The sequence below is a fragment of the Paenibacillus piri genome (genome assembly GCF_004354045.1).
In the GTDB taxonomy this organism is placed as follows: Bacteria; Bacillota; Bacilli; order Paenibacillales; family NBRC-103111; genus Paenibacillus_S; species Paenibacillus_S piri.
Genome location: NZ_SMRT01000008.1, coordinates 201910 through 215963 on the forward strand (window position 1 = coordinate 201910; position 14054 = coordinate 215963).

Annotated in this window: 14 protein-coding genes and 2 pseudogenes; 5 read left to right on the plus strand and 11 right to left on the minus strand. The window is 49.5% G+C overall.

Annotated elements, in window-relative coordinates:
* Positions 1–181 precede the first annotated feature (181 nt).
* Complete coding sequence (locus E1757_RS35850; protein WP_165972167.1) at positions 182–337, plus strand: hypothetical protein; 156 nt, start codon at positions 182–184, stop codon at positions 335–337.
* A gap of 152 nt (positions 338–489) precedes the next feature.
* Here the strand turns inward: E1757_RS35850 and E1757_RS17960 are convergent, their stop codons facing one another.
* Positions 490–2478 (minus strand): hypothetical protein, encoded by a 1989-nt coding sequence (locus E1757_RS17960; protein ID WP_133230547.1) that lies wholly within the window; start codon positions 2476–2478, stop codon positions 490–492.
* 198 nt (positions 2479–2676) lie between these two features.
* Positions 2677–3561: a putative RNA methyltransferase gene (locus E1757_RS17965; protein WP_133230549.1), complete on the minus strand. Its 885-nt coding sequence runs from the start codon at positions 3559–3561 to the stop codon at positions 2677–2679.
* A gap of 579 nt (positions 3562–4140) precedes the next feature.
* Here E1757_RS17965 and E1757_RS17970 point away from each other — a divergent pair.
* Complete coding sequence (locus E1757_RS17970) at positions 4141–4857, plus strand: MOSC domain-containing protein (protein ID WP_133230551.1); 717 nt, start codon at positions 4141–4143, stop codon at positions 4855–4857.
* Positions 4858–4916: 59 nt separating this feature from the next.
* On the opposite strand, the gene E1757_RS17975 is transcribed toward E1757_RS17970, so the two are convergent.
* From E1757_RS17975 to E1757_RS18000, 6 genes are all read right to left on the minus strand, one after another.
* Complete coding sequence (locus E1757_RS17975; protein ID WP_133230553.1) at positions 4917–5372, minus strand: VOC family protein; 456 nt, start codon at positions 5370–5372, stop codon at positions 4917–4919.
* A 140-nt stretch (positions 5373–5512) separates the two neighbouring features.
* Entirely contained in the window at positions 5513–5884 is a 372-nt protein-coding gene (locus tag E1757_RS17980) for a DUF4180 domain-containing protein (protein WP_133230555.1), read from the minus strand.
* Between the two features lie 16 nt (positions 5885–5900).
* A complete protein-coding gene (locus E1757_RS17985) occupies positions 5901–6893 on the minus strand; it encodes a phosphotransferase family protein (RefSeq protein ID WP_133230557.1) in 993 nt (330 codons plus the stop codon).
* Between the two features lie 24 nt (positions 6894–6917).
* The gene (locus tag E1757_RS17990; protein WP_133230559.1) at positions 6918–7727 is read right to left on the minus strand and encodes an AAC(3) family N-acetyltransferase; all 810 of its coding nucleotides are present in this window, start codon (positions 7725–7727) and stop codon (positions 6918–6920) included.
* A gap of 379 nt (positions 7728–8106) precedes the next feature.
* Positions 8107–8562: an SRPBCC family protein gene (locus tag E1757_RS17995; RefSeq protein ID WP_133230561.1), complete on the minus strand. Its 456-nt coding sequence runs from the start codon at positions 8560–8562 to the stop codon at positions 8107–8109.
* On the minus strand, positions 8559–8870 hold the full coding sequence (locus tag E1757_RS18000) for an ArsR/SmtB family transcription factor (RefSeq protein WP_133230563.1): 312 nt from the start codon (positions 8868–8870) through the stop codon (positions 8559–8561). The genes E1757_RS17995 and E1757_RS18000 overlap by 4 nt, the downstream gene beginning before the upstream one ends.
* Positions 8871–9680: 810 nt before the next feature.
* Between E1757_RS18000 and E1757_RS35860 the strand changes: the two genes are divergently transcribed.
* Positions 9681–9833 (plus strand): hypothetical protein, encoded by a 153-nt coding sequence (locus E1757_RS35860; RefSeq protein WP_165972169.1) that lies wholly within the window; start codon positions 9681–9683, stop codon positions 9831–9833.
* Here E1757_RS35860 and E1757_RS36530 read toward each other — a convergent pair.
* Positions 9797–10075 (minus strand): annotated as a pseudogene (locus E1757_RS36530) (response regulator); the annotation flags it as partial. The gene E1757_RS35860 and the pseudogene E1757_RS36530 sit on opposite strands and share 37 nt — an antisense overlap.
* A gap of 200 nt (positions 10076–10275) precedes the next feature.
* Here E1757_RS36530 and E1757_RS18010 point away from each other — a divergent pair.
* A pseudogene (locus tag E1757_RS18010) lies at positions 10276–11464 on the plus strand (ISL3 family transposase).
* Positions 11465–11525: 61 nt separating this feature from the next.
* Here E1757_RS18010 and E1757_RS18015 read toward each other — a convergent pair.
* On the minus strand, positions 11526–12146 hold the full coding sequence (locus tag E1757_RS18015) for a TetR/AcrR family transcriptional regulator (protein ID WP_133230565.1): 621 nt from the start codon (positions 12144–12146) through the stop codon (positions 11526–11528).
* Between the two features lie 181 nt (positions 12147–12327).
* On the opposite strand from E1757_RS18015, the gene E1757_RS18020 reads away from it, so the two are divergent.
* Positions 12328–12909: a class I SAM-dependent methyltransferase gene (locus E1757_RS18020; RefSeq protein ID WP_133230567.1), complete on the plus strand. Its 582-nt coding sequence runs from the start codon at positions 12328–12330 to the stop codon at positions 12907–12909.
* A 187-nt stretch (positions 12910–13096) separates the two neighbouring features.
* Here the strand turns inward: E1757_RS18020 and E1757_RS18025 are convergent, their stop codons facing one another.
* Complete coding sequence (locus E1757_RS18025; protein WP_133230569.1) at positions 13097–13849, minus strand: NAD(P)/FAD-dependent oxidoreductase; 753 nt, start codon at positions 13847–13849, stop codon at positions 13097–13099.
* Positions 13850–14054 lie beyond the last annotated feature (205 nt).

Below are 14054 nucleotides of genomic sequence, written 5' to 3' on the forward strand. Positions count from 1 at the left end.
CATAGGCTGCCGCTTGCACGGCCGCTTTATTTGGCGTTTTTGTGAATTGTGGCAGCTATGCGCCGTTCATCGGCTGCAGGTATGATTTATGTCACTTACGTCTATGTCGGGACCACCTATAATCAGCTGTAAAGAAACCATTAAAGGGTGTCAAATACATGACAGGAGTGGGGTAATCATAATGGAAACTGCAAAAATGACGGAAAAAGACAAGCAATTCGCCGGGCTTGGATGGATCATGATTATAGCCGGTATTTTACTGTTCGCCCCGTTTGCTTATTTTTTAATTAATTTTATGCTGGGGAACGAAAATCCCGTCTATATTATGATGAAGTAAGCTCGGGATGCAAACGAAGAAGCCTCCGGTACCACTGTGAAGTGGAAAACCGGAGGCTTCTTTTATTTGAAAATGAATATCCGCAGCGGGCATGAAAATCCGAAATGGCTTATGCTTCAACCCTTATCCGCTATTGAACTTAAGCTTCTAAATCAAGCTTTCCTAGGGTAATTAAATTCCCCTCTGTAGTTGGACGCATTGAAGTGCGGGTATTTGTCCGGCACCAGCACCTTGTCTGTAGCCGCAGGTCTGTCCTGCGTGTAAATGTACATCCGCTGCGCATCCCAGAGCAGAATTTCATCGCGGCCGTCCCCGGTAACGTCCAGCACCTCCGAGCAAAGATCGGGATGTCCGTCTTCCGGAAACACGACGACTCTTCTGCCGCTGCCGTCAATCAGGCCACCGAACTTGGTATTGCCGTTGAGCAGCACCAAATCCGAGCCGTCCCCTGCCCAACTGACCGGTGTAATGACGTTGCCGTTGCAGCCGGGCTCGAATTGATGAAGAAGCCGCCCCTGGCTGTCGTAAATATAGACGATGCCCTGTTCACCCCAGAAGGTGCTAACGCATAGCTCCAGTCCCGGCAGGTCGGGTCTGTAATTCCCGATGCTGACGCGCTGAACATGGCCGATCATATGCTTCTGCAAAATTTCGCCTTGCAGATTGGCGATCATAAACCCTTCATCGCCGGATGCAATTGCAATCAGCGGCTCCGGCGTATTAGGGTTCCAGCTGCCGAGCAAGATTTCATCGGTATGGTCGGTTGGCACCGGCAGCGTCCACAGCAATGTACCGTCGTGATCGACCCAATGGTAGCCGACGAACATTTCATCCTTGCCGTCGCCATCCATATCGACGGTATACGGGAAATGTCCGGTTACGCCCTCATGGAACGTCCACAGCAGCTCCAACTCGCTGTTATATACCCATAGCCGGCTGTAGCGGTCTTTGATAATGATATCCGTGGCCGTCGCTTTGCCTGAGAAATTGGCGATCCGGATCGAATCCACGTTCACCCGGTCAAACGCGAATTGACCATGCGGCACATGGTACAGCTCCTTGGTCGATTCGACCGACATCGGCGTAGGAATCGATCGTTTGACATACCCGGTCCGGCCGTCCAAAATCATCAGCTCGAAATTCCGGGCCATGACGACTTCATCATATCCGTCGCCATCGACATCGCACACTTGAAAAGGCAAGTCCGCCGAAAGCAAAATGTGATCCTCCAGTGTGCTTGCTTCTCCGAGCTGCCAAAGCACTTCGCCATCGAGGGTGATCGCCGTCAAGCAGCTGATATGGGCATACGCGTCGCCCTGGCCCCGCTTCTGGTGCTGGGCCAGCACCATTTGCAGCTCCTTGGAGCCGGTCAGATGCCCGAACCGGATTTGCCGGGAAGTGCCGAAATTTTTAAAATCGACGGTTTTCCACAGCCTTGGCTGAGCGTATTCGCTGCGCAACTGAGCGAGCTCCAGCGCGTTTGCCTTGACGGACGCGATCCACCCGCGGTGATCCTTCTCCGCCATCGATACTACGACGTCCGAGTATTGGGCGGGCATGCGGGAGGACAGTCCGATTCTACCGTTTGCATAGCTGCCGTCCTCCGCCTGCAGCAGCGCTTCGCCATTCACGGAAGCTTGCAGCTTGCTGCCGCTGCAGGTGATCTTCAGCCGGTACCGGTGGTCGACATCGTATTGGAAAGCGGCGGATGCGAGCTCCGTAATCCGTTCCTGATCCCGCTTGAGCAGCAGCAGCTTGCCTCCCTCAAAGCCGAGGAAGTAGTAGCGGCGGGCGTGCTGATAGCGGAATACAATCCCGGTATGCGTTAAAGTGGAAAGCGGACGCAGCGTAATTTCCAGCGTATAGTCCCGCCAGCTTACGTCGCCTTTAACCAGCAGCGGCCAAAAGGCGGGCTTGATGGCAAATTGGGGACGGGTTTGTTCCATATACTTAGTCCCGCGGTTCTCGGTAATAATCCAGGTCGGTCCGCGCCATCTGGAATACACCATCGGATCATGCCAATCGCCGTGATTGCCTGCCGAGGGATAATAGTGGTATTCGCCGATTGCCGAATGCTGTGGATCGTAAGGAAACGGTCCGATGGAGAATTGGGAAAAGTCGTCCTGCAATACTGTAATCATTGCGTTAAGTCCTCCTCTAATGGGATCAGCATGCTTGTTTGCTGCTAATCTCCATACTTACGTTTCCGACCCGCAATCGCAATGGACATTTTTTATTTATTGTATATTTTTAAAGATCGAAGGCTGTATATTTTTTGATACGCACATGTTTTTTATATTATGGCCGATAAAGTCGCGGTCCCGAACGTCCGGTAACATTCATCTTTTCTTGCCGAACAAAACCGAAAAGTCGAAGGTGATTTCCGTCGGCCTGCCGTTCAAATCGATGGCTTCCCGCAGCAGCCGGTCCGAAGCTCTCCAGGATAAGGGGGTCATCCGGATAAGATGCTCCATATTGGCAGGCTCCACCAGAACGTTGTAACGCACGCGCTCCGCGGCAGCGAGCTCGAAATGTTTGCTGAACAGCTCAACGGAATGTTCGTTAGAATAGTCACGGCGTTTTGAGCGCTTAAAAAATAGGGATCGCAGCTGCCGCAGGTGGTCGCTTTCGGGAATCGCCTTGATCACCATGCCTTCATCCTTCAGCATTCTCCGGAACTCGGCATAGTTGGACGGCGACAAAATGTTCAGAATATAATCGATCCGTTCTTCGGCAATAGGACATCGGGCGAGATCAGCTGCGCACCAAATCGCTGGTGCCGCCTCCTTCGCAGCCATCCGGACGCCCTCCCGGGAAAGATCGATCCCGATCCCCAGCACATCGCGCCACGCCTGGTCCCTCAGCTTTTGCTGAATGAAGGTCAAATGCGATCCTTCGCCGCAGCCCGCATCCAGCAGGCGCAGCGGTTCTTCGCCCGATCCTTGGCTGCTCGTGTTCACGATGCCTGTGCAAATGTGAGCGAGCAGCGGTTCAAAATAACCGGCCCGGCTTATGATTCGGCGGGCAGCGAACAACGGCTTGTCATATTTCGTTTTGGGCGTATGCAGCATCAGATTGACATACCCCTGCTTGGCTATATCGAAGCAATGGCCGTGCGTGCAAAGCAAGCTGCGATGCTGCAGCCGCATCGGCTGCGAGCAGATCGGGCAGGCAAATAGGGCTGCATGCTCCGCGAAGAAACGGCTGACTCTATTTATAGACATAAAAAACACCCCATTCATTCGTTTTCGGAGAATGAAATAAGGCGCAGTCAAATAAACCCGGCATTTTCACAAAAAATGGCAGGGCCTATAAAGTCTGCACCTCATTTTACCGATAACGAATGAACTGGATGATCATGTCCCGATCGCACTCCTAGGATGAATAACGGATTCAGGAGCGAATAACGCTCCTTATGACAGTGTAATACTTGGCCAAGGGCGTTGCAAGCTGCGGCGGATTTTTCCATCAGAATGAGGGGGAGCCGCGGCGGCGTTATAGCCGATCGCCGTCCTCCGGAATTGCGATTTGTTCAAGCAAGCCTTCGGCTTCCAGCCTGGCGCGCAAATCGGCTCTTGTGACGAGACACCTCTTCGATATATTAAGTATAGATTGTTATTCCATTTATTAAAAAATGTTCTTAAGGGTACGTATACAGCCGAATTCTCATTCCTCGAGAACAGGGGGGCATAGACTGCATAAAGCGACGGTTTATTTTGCAGATGGCAGTACGTCTGGTTGGGTTTATAATACGGGAACTTGTATTCGTAATTATCATTGGATCACATCGGAGGGATGTAAGTATGTCTTGGCTTGTCGGTAAAATCCATGAAATAAACCGGTACCCGGTGAAATCGTTCGCAGGCGAAAGTCTGGACATGTGCGATATTGAGACATACGGCTTGTATGGCGACCGTTTTTGCGCCTTTTATGAAGGGGCCGGAGAACGGTGGGAAAGCTACGTGACCGCGAGAGCGGTTCCCCGGATGCTTGCATATCGCGCAAAGCTCATTGAAGGGGGAGTAACCGTTACATCGCCTGACGGACGGACTTTTCGTTGGAATGAAGAGCTGCTGGCGGAAATTCAAAGCATCTCCCGGCGGAACCTGTCCATGACAAGCTGCCCAGACCGAAATTTTGAAAACGGCGGTCTCATGGCCGTTGACCTGGCCAATATCCTGATTGTGACGGACGTTTCGTTGCGCAAGCTTGAATCGGTATGGGACAAACGATTGGACCCGCGCCGCTTCAGAGCGAACCTGATCGTAGTTTTGGACGAAGATGCGCTGCATGAAAACGACTGGATCGGAAAGAGGTTATCCATAGGCGGTGCGGAGCTGCAAGTCGATCGTTATTGCAAACGATGCTCGATGATTACTCTGGACCCGGATACGCTTGAACGGGATGCGACTTTACTAAAGCAGGTACATGAGAGGTTGGATTTGAATTTCGGCGTTTACGCTTCAGTGATCAAGACGGGACAAGTGCGGGTAGGCGATAACGTATATGTGGCGAATTGATCGGCAATGCAAACCGGCCTTGCCGCGAACTGAAGCGCAAGGCCGGTTAATTGATTATGTTACCCTTCGTACGCCCGCTTCAGCGCCTGAATGTCGATCTTGTTCATTTGCAGCATCGCTTGCATCACTCTGCCCGCTTTCGCCGGATCCGGGTCATGCAGCAGCTCGCCCAATGTCGTAGGGATAATTTGCCATGATACGCCGAATTTGTCCCGAAGCCAGCCGCAACGCTGGGCTTCACCGCCTGCGGACAGCTTCTCCCACAGCTCGTCGACTTCCTCCTGGGTCGTACAGTTCACGAATAACGATATGGCCGGAGAGAAAGTAAAGTTCGGTCCGCCGTTGAGCGCCATAAACGATTGGCCTTCAAGCTCGAACGTCCCGGACATGACGGTGCCTCCGTCTCCGTTGCGTATAAGGCTTACAATTTTGGAGTTTTTGAAAACGGACACATAGAATTGAATGGCCTCTTCCGCATTGTCGTTGAACCATAAAAACGGGTTAATTTTTTGCATGTCATTCCGCTCCTCTACAACGAATTAACTTCTCGTATATAAATATTAACATGCGGAAGGGGCTTCGGTTTCTTGTGGATTGCTGTTTTGCGGGCTTTCCGCGAAGATTAGAGCGGCCGCGAATTTGCATCGCTTTTCGATCAAATTGCGATCCGATGGAGACGATCCAGCGCTTCGGCTTCCGTCGGCTTGAACAGCACGTTATCGCCTTGATTGCATTCGTATATGAAGTCTTTCAGACTTTTGCTGGTAACGCCGGAAAAATCGCCGACGATCGCCAGTTTCATCTTGTAATTCGTATATTTTTGCAAAATTTCGCCGGCCAGCCTTGTCCGTAATTCGAAGAAATCGCCAGTAAGCTGTTCTTCTCTCAAAATCATTTTGCTGCAGCCGTTGTTGTAATGGACGTCCGCCATGAGATCCAATGCGTCGTTCACATTGTTAATAATGATGGCTTCGCTGTGTACAATGGCCACTTTGGAATCGTTTCTTTGATCGATCACAATTTTCATACCGGTCCTCCGTCCTTTAATACGGTGAATCACCCAACGACTTCGCTTTACGTATCTCCTCCAAAAGCTCGTTTCGTGCTCGGTCCTCATCCTGCTCATTGCCTTGAAGCATCCGATAACGACTCTCCATAATGATAAGCAATATACTGTATATGCCGTACAGATTCAGCAGGCATCGTTCGCTCCAGGAGGGGGCTTGTTGCGTTCTGCCGTAGCCGCGGTTAAAGCCTTCATTTTGTTCCACGAACCCAAAGACAAAATCCAGCAGCGGGTCGCCGAAAAGCGACCGTTCGCAGTCCGTTATACCCGTAACCTCCAGCGTATCCGCATCGACGAAAATATTCCCCCACCATAAATCCCGATGGACGAGACGGGGCGTTTTCACGGTATCCAGCATGTCACGCTTGGCGGAAAACAAGCTCCGCAGCTCATCCCAGCCGATTGGAAGCTCCACCGCGGCCTCTTTGCCGTCTTGAATCAGATCGTCTATACAACCAATAAACGCTTCGGACCATGATGCAAAGCGTTGGCTGCCGGAAAGAGCGGCTCCGAACGTTTGTCCGGTAATGTTATGAATTTGTTTCGCATATGCGCCGATTTGCCGGTTCACCTCATGAAATTGTTCTGCGGTCAGCTTGCTCTGCAATTGATCGAGCGGCATGCCGGGCATATATTCCATGAAGAAATAATCGCTTCTTATTATGTTCCGCTTTGTGCTGTAAACATACACTTGGGGCACCGGTACGGTAGTGGACCGCGCAATCAGCTTTAAGCTTTCAATTTCGGAGCCCATTATATTTTTTTCGCATCGCAGCACCCGGACATTCGGGGAAGGGGCCACTTTCAGTACCGTTTTGAAACGATCGCGCAATGCAATCGCATAAGCGGTATTAAAAAAGCCGCCGGTCAGCTCTTCGATAGAATCTATTTCTGCATCATGGCCAAACGCGTCTTTCACCATTTGCTCGATAACCGCTTCAGCGACGATTGTTTTGGTAACGCTGTTCAAGATGGCGCCTCACCTCATTTGAGCTTATTTGAACCGATTTTGCAGCAGCCATTGCTTGGCATAGTCCACAGCTTCCTGCATATCGAAAAGCTTGCACTCGGCATGGCCTACGAATCCTTTTTGGACGCTGCCTTGCAGCTCAAAATGCTCTCCGATGTCTGCAAAATCGGCGGCATCATATGCAAAGTCCGTAAACCGTTTCCAGATCCGCCCGCTTTTCTCGAGTACGGCCGTCCCCATCGTTTTGGTCGGCATGTTCGGTATTTGAGCTTCGGCCAGATGAAAGCTTGTGCAGCTATGATATCCGACGCCCAGCAGAAGCACCTTCGCATGAAGCTGATAAAGCCTTCCAAGCGGCGACGACATACCGAACTGCGGCGTCAATTCATGAACGGCGGCAATGCGCTCTCCATACTTTCCGTTTGCGCAAAAGGATACCTGGGGATGCGGCGATCTTGTCGTATTCGGAAACGTTCTGAACAGTTCGGCAATACGTCCCATTCCCCGGGTCGGTGTCACTGCCGGATCGAATGCCGGCATTTCGCGGTAAATGATCTCGAGCCAATCATGCGGAACGGGGGGATTCTCCCACTCGGCGGGATCGCTCCAATCGCTGCTATGCGCAGGCATGACCAATGTTCCGTCCGCTCCAACCGTATGAGTCAACGCTTGGACGACCGCTTGCGGGCCTCCGCAAACCCAGCCCAGACTGGATAGGGAGGAATGGACGAGAAGAAGGTCGCCTTCCCGAACTCCGAGCTTCCGTAAATCGCGAACGATTCCGTTCATGGTGACAGGTGTATCGGTACGTTCGATGATTGTTTTTTCATTCATGGATGATTCAGCTCCTATCGGTCAATTGCCAGCATGATCTGAACGGCAAATCATGCAAGAGAGCGGTAACCGCTTAAACAGCGACTGCTATTATAAACGATATTACCATAACATGTATGATCCCTTCCGGTTAAGAATCGCTTAAATCAAAAAGTCCGGGTCCATAAGCGCAAATAAGACCGGAGCAAACGCTCCGATCTGCATTGAAAGAAAAAAATGATTCCCGATGCTACTTGGCTGAACAGCCGGTTCGGTGTTCCAGTGATCGGTCGAAGCCCAGTCCGGTCTGTCGGGCACAGGGATGAACCCGTTTCGAATGGGGCATTAAGCTTCGATACGACAAAGCATATTCATGCCGAATCAGAATCCGCGCAATTGGTTACAGGGCAACCGCCGGCAGGGCTGCGCCCGTTTCAAGCAAGCTTTTCAAACTGCTCATAATGGCCGGCCATCCGTTATTTAATCCCACGAAGGTATCGTCTTTATCCACGAGATCGGCTGGCGACAAATTTTCATGCCGGAGCGTCAATTTTACGGTCGAGCCCATCGGTTTCAACTCGAAGGTGACTCTTGACGGCTGCTCGCGGGGGGTCTTATCGCCTACCATGTTCCAGGTGAAAGAAAGCAGGCGGTTCGGCACGCATGTTACGATTTGTCCGTGGTCGGTTATTTGTCCGTTCCGCGAATAGGCAATGGTCGAGCCTTCCCGCCAATCGGATTCAATCCGGCTGCCAAAAAAGTATTTTTCGGTAAAATCGCTGCTTGTTAATGCTTCCCACAGCTTTTCCGGTGTCGTGGCGATGTAAGTCACATAAATAAAGGACGGATCCGTCATGTTTTCTCCTCCAGTTTATTTTTTAGTTCCAGCAATGCTTCAACCCGATGCCGCTCATATTTTCCGATCCAACGATCGTATATATCTCCGATAGGGGCGGCATTCAGGTAATGCAGCTTATGCCGGCCGTGCCATTCAACGACGATTAAATTCGCTTCCTCTAATAGCAACAGGTGCTTTGTGACCGATTGACGGGTCATTTCCAGATGTTCGCACAGTTCATTTAATGTTTGGCCGTTTTTCTTGAACAGCTCGTCAAGAAGCTGTCTTCGGCTTGAATCGGCGAGAGCCTTAAATACTTTATCCATACTGCCATTATATGCAACCATTTATATGCATGTCAAGCTATCCATCCATTTACATATCTTTCCGACATAATCACCTAATATACGAAAGTATGCCGATCACGCTCAGAACCCAAACCAGAGGGAGCAGGTTCCACAATAGCGCAGCTTTATATTTTTTGAGTATAAAGAGCCGCCAGCCAGCGATTATTGCAACGAGCAGACCGAACGGATAAGCAGCGAGGTACGCAAGGAAAAACCAAGTTGTCTTTTCCCTGAATACGCTCGCATCGGTAAATCCCATCATGGCCATACCGGCAAGGAAAAGCCATACGAAAATAAACAACACGAATACGAGATGAGATCCGATTAACAGCCACAACGTTTTTGCCCGACTCGTACCGATTCCTCCTTTCGGTTCGGCTTTAACGATCAACGATATCGATTGCAGAACTCGGCATACTCGCGAAACGGCGTTGAATAGACGTGAACTTCTCCGTATTCGGATTTGTACGAATGATGTTTTGTAGCCAGCTTTTGATACAGACGGTTCGTGTACGCGTTGCCCGCCGGCGTCGGAATTCTCACTTCTTGTACATCGGGGTTCGCGTCCTGGATTTGTTCGGCCAACACTTGCTTCTAAATATTCAAAAAATAATGATGGGGTGGAATACGTGATCCAATTCGAAATATGCGCGAACACACGGCAATGGAGCAAATTTACAGATTTTTATATCGAACATCGAGCTTCCATCATCCCACATTACCCCGTGGGCCTAGTACTTAGAGACGTCAAAAATTACATACATAAAACAAGGCAGAGCCGCTATTATCGTGAATGAACGGGATGAGGTCGTCGGAATCGGAAGCTTCGTGCTTGGACTGGCGGAAGACTGGTATGAGCATAAAGAAATCGCTGTGCTGGGTAATAGCTGCTTTACGGAGGAGTATCAAAATAACCGGACGTTCGTACGAGGCTTGTCGTAAATAAACTCATCGTGACTACTACCGCTCCCGCAGTATAGGTTAATTTGTTTTTCATGTTTATACCCATTCCTTTCGCTTCGCTCAAGGCAAAAAAGAGATGAAATCGTTTTGTTCTTGAGCGAATTGCTGTCATCACCTAAAGCTGTCATCATTAATACAGGTGTGTCCTGTACTTCTCTCAGTCTTTTTAATAATTCCTGCCCGCCAATTCCAGGGAGCATAATATCAAGAATAATCAAATGATATTTTTTGTTATAAAATTAATCCAAGGCATTATTACCCTCAGAGCAAATATCTACAGAATAACCAGCTTTTATAAGGAATTTTTTAACCATATCACGGATATGAACGTCGTCTTCCACTACCAATATCTGAATATCCACAGTTTTACATCTCCCTCCCAAATAATGTAACGTAACAATCTAACTTACCAGGGCTAACGATTCACCAAATTCTGTCCATCGATGCCAATGAACTTCATATAGAGGCGGTACCAATGGGCGACAAGCAATGCTGCCCCTGTTGCGGCTCTGATCAAGATGTCATCCGTAAGGGGAGAAATGACATGCGAACTGTCCGGCATCTTTCTGTATTCGAGAAGAAATCCTATCTGCATGTACCGTCCATTCGGATGCATTGTAAACGCTGCGAAGTCGGCTTCGTATGGGCGTACGAATTTGTCGGGTCCAAGCAGCGGTACAGCAAGTGTTTCCGCTCCCATGCCGTCGAACAGGCACTCGGTTCTACAGCAGCGCATAGCGCCCGTATGGAGCAAGCGCCGACCAGCACCATCCAGCGCATCCATAACGAAGCGGTTCCGGCTGAATGTGAATGGATCTACGAGCAAGTGTGGGAAGAAGCGAAAGAAACTTCCGATTTGGTTTTGGGTGTCGACGATTTTGCGATCAAGAAAGGTCACACCTACAACACTGGCATCCACAACCTCAAAGGCGAGACGATGCTCGATTTGCTGCCGTGTCGAAAGCTGGAGGAACTGCGGACGTATGCTCACGTGCATCCCGACTTCCTTTTGCTCAACCCGAAAGCGGTGGTTATGGATTTAGCCCAGGCTTACCATACCTGGATCAGCGAGTGTTTTCCGAATGCGAGTCGCATCGCGGATCGTTTTCATGTTCACGGTTATGTGATTAAATGCGTGCAGGCGGTTCGGAAAACCGTCCAGAATACCTTATCGCCGCGGGCAAAGGCGAAACTGAAGGTGGCCATCGGTTGTTGAATCCGCCAGCAGATACGCTTGGGGAAGAAAGTAGAGAACGGCTGGAAGCGCTGCTGAACTACTCCCCGCTACTTCGCAGTGTATGGGAATGGAAAGAAGCGTTCACCACTTGGTATGACTGCTCCCCGGGCTTTGCCGTTGCCAGGTTAGGATTTGATCGTTGGTGCGAGCACGGCGATCGAATCGACCATATCGCTGTCCGAAGCACTCCCAAGACGATGCGCAATTGGAAAACAGAAATCGTAAACTACCATCAATGCCGATGGACAAACGCGGCGGTAGACGCCACAATCGCATTAAAGCCTTTCAGCGCCGCCTTTACTTTACACGAAACCGCAGTCGCTATAAAGCAGGCATTCTCATCGAATGCAACCACCACCGGATGTTCAGCTAACAGTCAAGCACTGATTTTGAGATTGAGCCGTTAAAACTTCTGCAAACCATTTTCGTGCAATTCAAAGGTTTCCTTTTCCCAGTTCATTCGGCTGAAAACCTTTATATCCGAATGTGACAAGCCTGGAAAACACTTTTGAGAGGTACTGAGGCGTAAATTTCATATCATTTTCCAGCCACCACTTAATAGCACCGGTGCAAGCAGATGATGTGAATATAAGCAATAGGTCTATCAGTATTGGGTCATCGGTAATTTTCGTTTTGGGCTGTTGTGAGGAGACACGGCGTTTTAGCTTCTCACGAAACAAGTCTTGCCATTGATTTGTAAACTGTACATCTCCTTTGCTAAGCATCACCTTATAAAAATTCGCATTTTGAGCAATGAATTCGAACATATTCAATAACAGCAGCTCGACATTGGAGTCATCAAGCAAATTCGTCTCCAAGGTAATGTTCTGAAAACGTTCTGCTATTTCAGACAAAACGTCATTAATGCTTTCCTGAAACAAATCTTGTTTATCCGTGTAATGCAAATAGAAAGTTGCCCGATTCAAGTCCGCACGTTCTGTTATATCGCTTACAGAAATCGTCTCATATTCTCGTTCCGTGAGCAGCTCAATCATAGCATCACGCAACATGCGCCGTGAGCGTCTAGCTCTTGGATCCATTTTTTTTGTAGACATTGTAGTCCTCCATTGGCGAAGATTTGGCTGTTCTCCGACGTTCTTAATCACTCTGACGATTATACATCAGACAGCACTGATTTGTTGGTTGACGTACTTCATCTTCCCAACTATTATAATCAACATAAAGATGATTAAACAACAATTTGTCGCCAAAATAAAAATGTAGGAGGAATTTTCAATGTCAGAACAAGTACATCGGTTTTCCCCAGAGAATATGCACCGGTTGGACGCACCGGAAAGGCAAAAATTGATGCCGTCTAAACAATTGTTGGACATGGTGCTTCAAACACAAGACACTGTTGTTGACTTAGGTGCAGGAACAGGATACTTTTCGATCCCTGCTGCACAGATGACGAACGGAACCGTCTACGCAGTGGACGTTGAGCCAAAATTGTTGGAAGTAATTCAGGAAAGAGCAGAGGAAAAGGGGCTTTCCAACATAATCCCAATAACAGGCGTGATCGAGGACATTCCATTACAGGATAGCATGGCAGACGTAGTGATTGCGTCCTTGGTACTTCATGCCGTACGGCCTTTGTCTCACAGCCTCCGAGAAATACACCGCATCATGAAAAACGAAGGAAAACTGCTTTGCTTGGATTTTGAACCAAAGGAAAGTCCCATGGGGCCACCCATGAACTTGCGGATCGCTTCTGAGGATATGACGAATGCATTGAACGCCGCAGGGTTTACCGTTACAAAACGGATGTATCCTTCAGAATTCCTTTACGTGTTCGTGGCTGAAAAGCCAGGATTTTGATTCGTTTAATTTCGAAGTCAAAGGAGCGACAACACCTTGAACGAAAATCGGACGAAAGGCTATCTTCTGCCCATCGGTATGGGATTTTCATGGCCCTGTTGGATACGACGATCGTTAACATATCCTTACCGACGATGACCCAATATTTCAATACCGATTTGGCGCAAGCCTCCTGGGTCGTCGATGCTTACATGTTGGCATTCGGCGTTTTTCTGCTGACCGCCACCAGCACTTGACCTTCAGAAGTAAGCGGCAAGCCCATACTGCGGAGGGCCGGATTCTGTATCAGACCAATCGTCCATATACATAGGCCAACCGGCAAACAATCACTATTGCTCAACGTTAACACTCCTGCTTGCTCCCGCATTGCCTTACGATTGTGAAGCACTGTCACTCCACATTCGCTGAGCATCATCTCCAACTTTCGTCTAACTTTTTCTGGTCCTCCCGGGAACAGCTGTTCCTGCGCATTGAGCAAATAAACGCAGGCATTGGACGAATTCAGCCCTAGCGCCGCTGCTTCCGTCCGCATGGCGAGCACCAGTTCGGCGGACGTCTCGATGCCGCTGATGCCCGCCCCCGCAACCGCGATTGTCATTAGTCGCTTTCGTTCCTCAGGGTTCGTCTCGACGGCAGCCTTCCGCAGATTGGCACGCCAGCGCTCCCGGATGTCTACCGCCGCTTGCGGGTCGGTCAAGGCGATCCCTCCCTTATCGGGATCCGGTCGACGAACAATGCTTCCGACTGCAACTACTAAACGATCATATTGAATTCGGGCGTCAATTCCTTGCGCATCCGTATATCGAATCCGTTTTGCCTCACTATCTACGGATGTAACCGTACCTTGCAAGAATTCGACTCCTTCTGAACAATAACGCGTCCAGGGAACCATAATCTCTTCCCCGCCTGCGGCCGGCCGGAACAACATCACTTTGCGCATATGATCGGGCTGCTTGTTGGGATTAGTTATGTTAGATAGACTTATCTTCTTGTATTCAATTCCACTAGGCTGCCAGATAGCTTTATGGGCAAAACCGGATTTTGCACATATTCCATCAATTGTTTGTCTCCTCACTGGCTAAGCCAAGTCAAATTTTCAAAGTTGGGGGAATTTTAAATGAGCGAATGGTGAATATTTCAGTTGA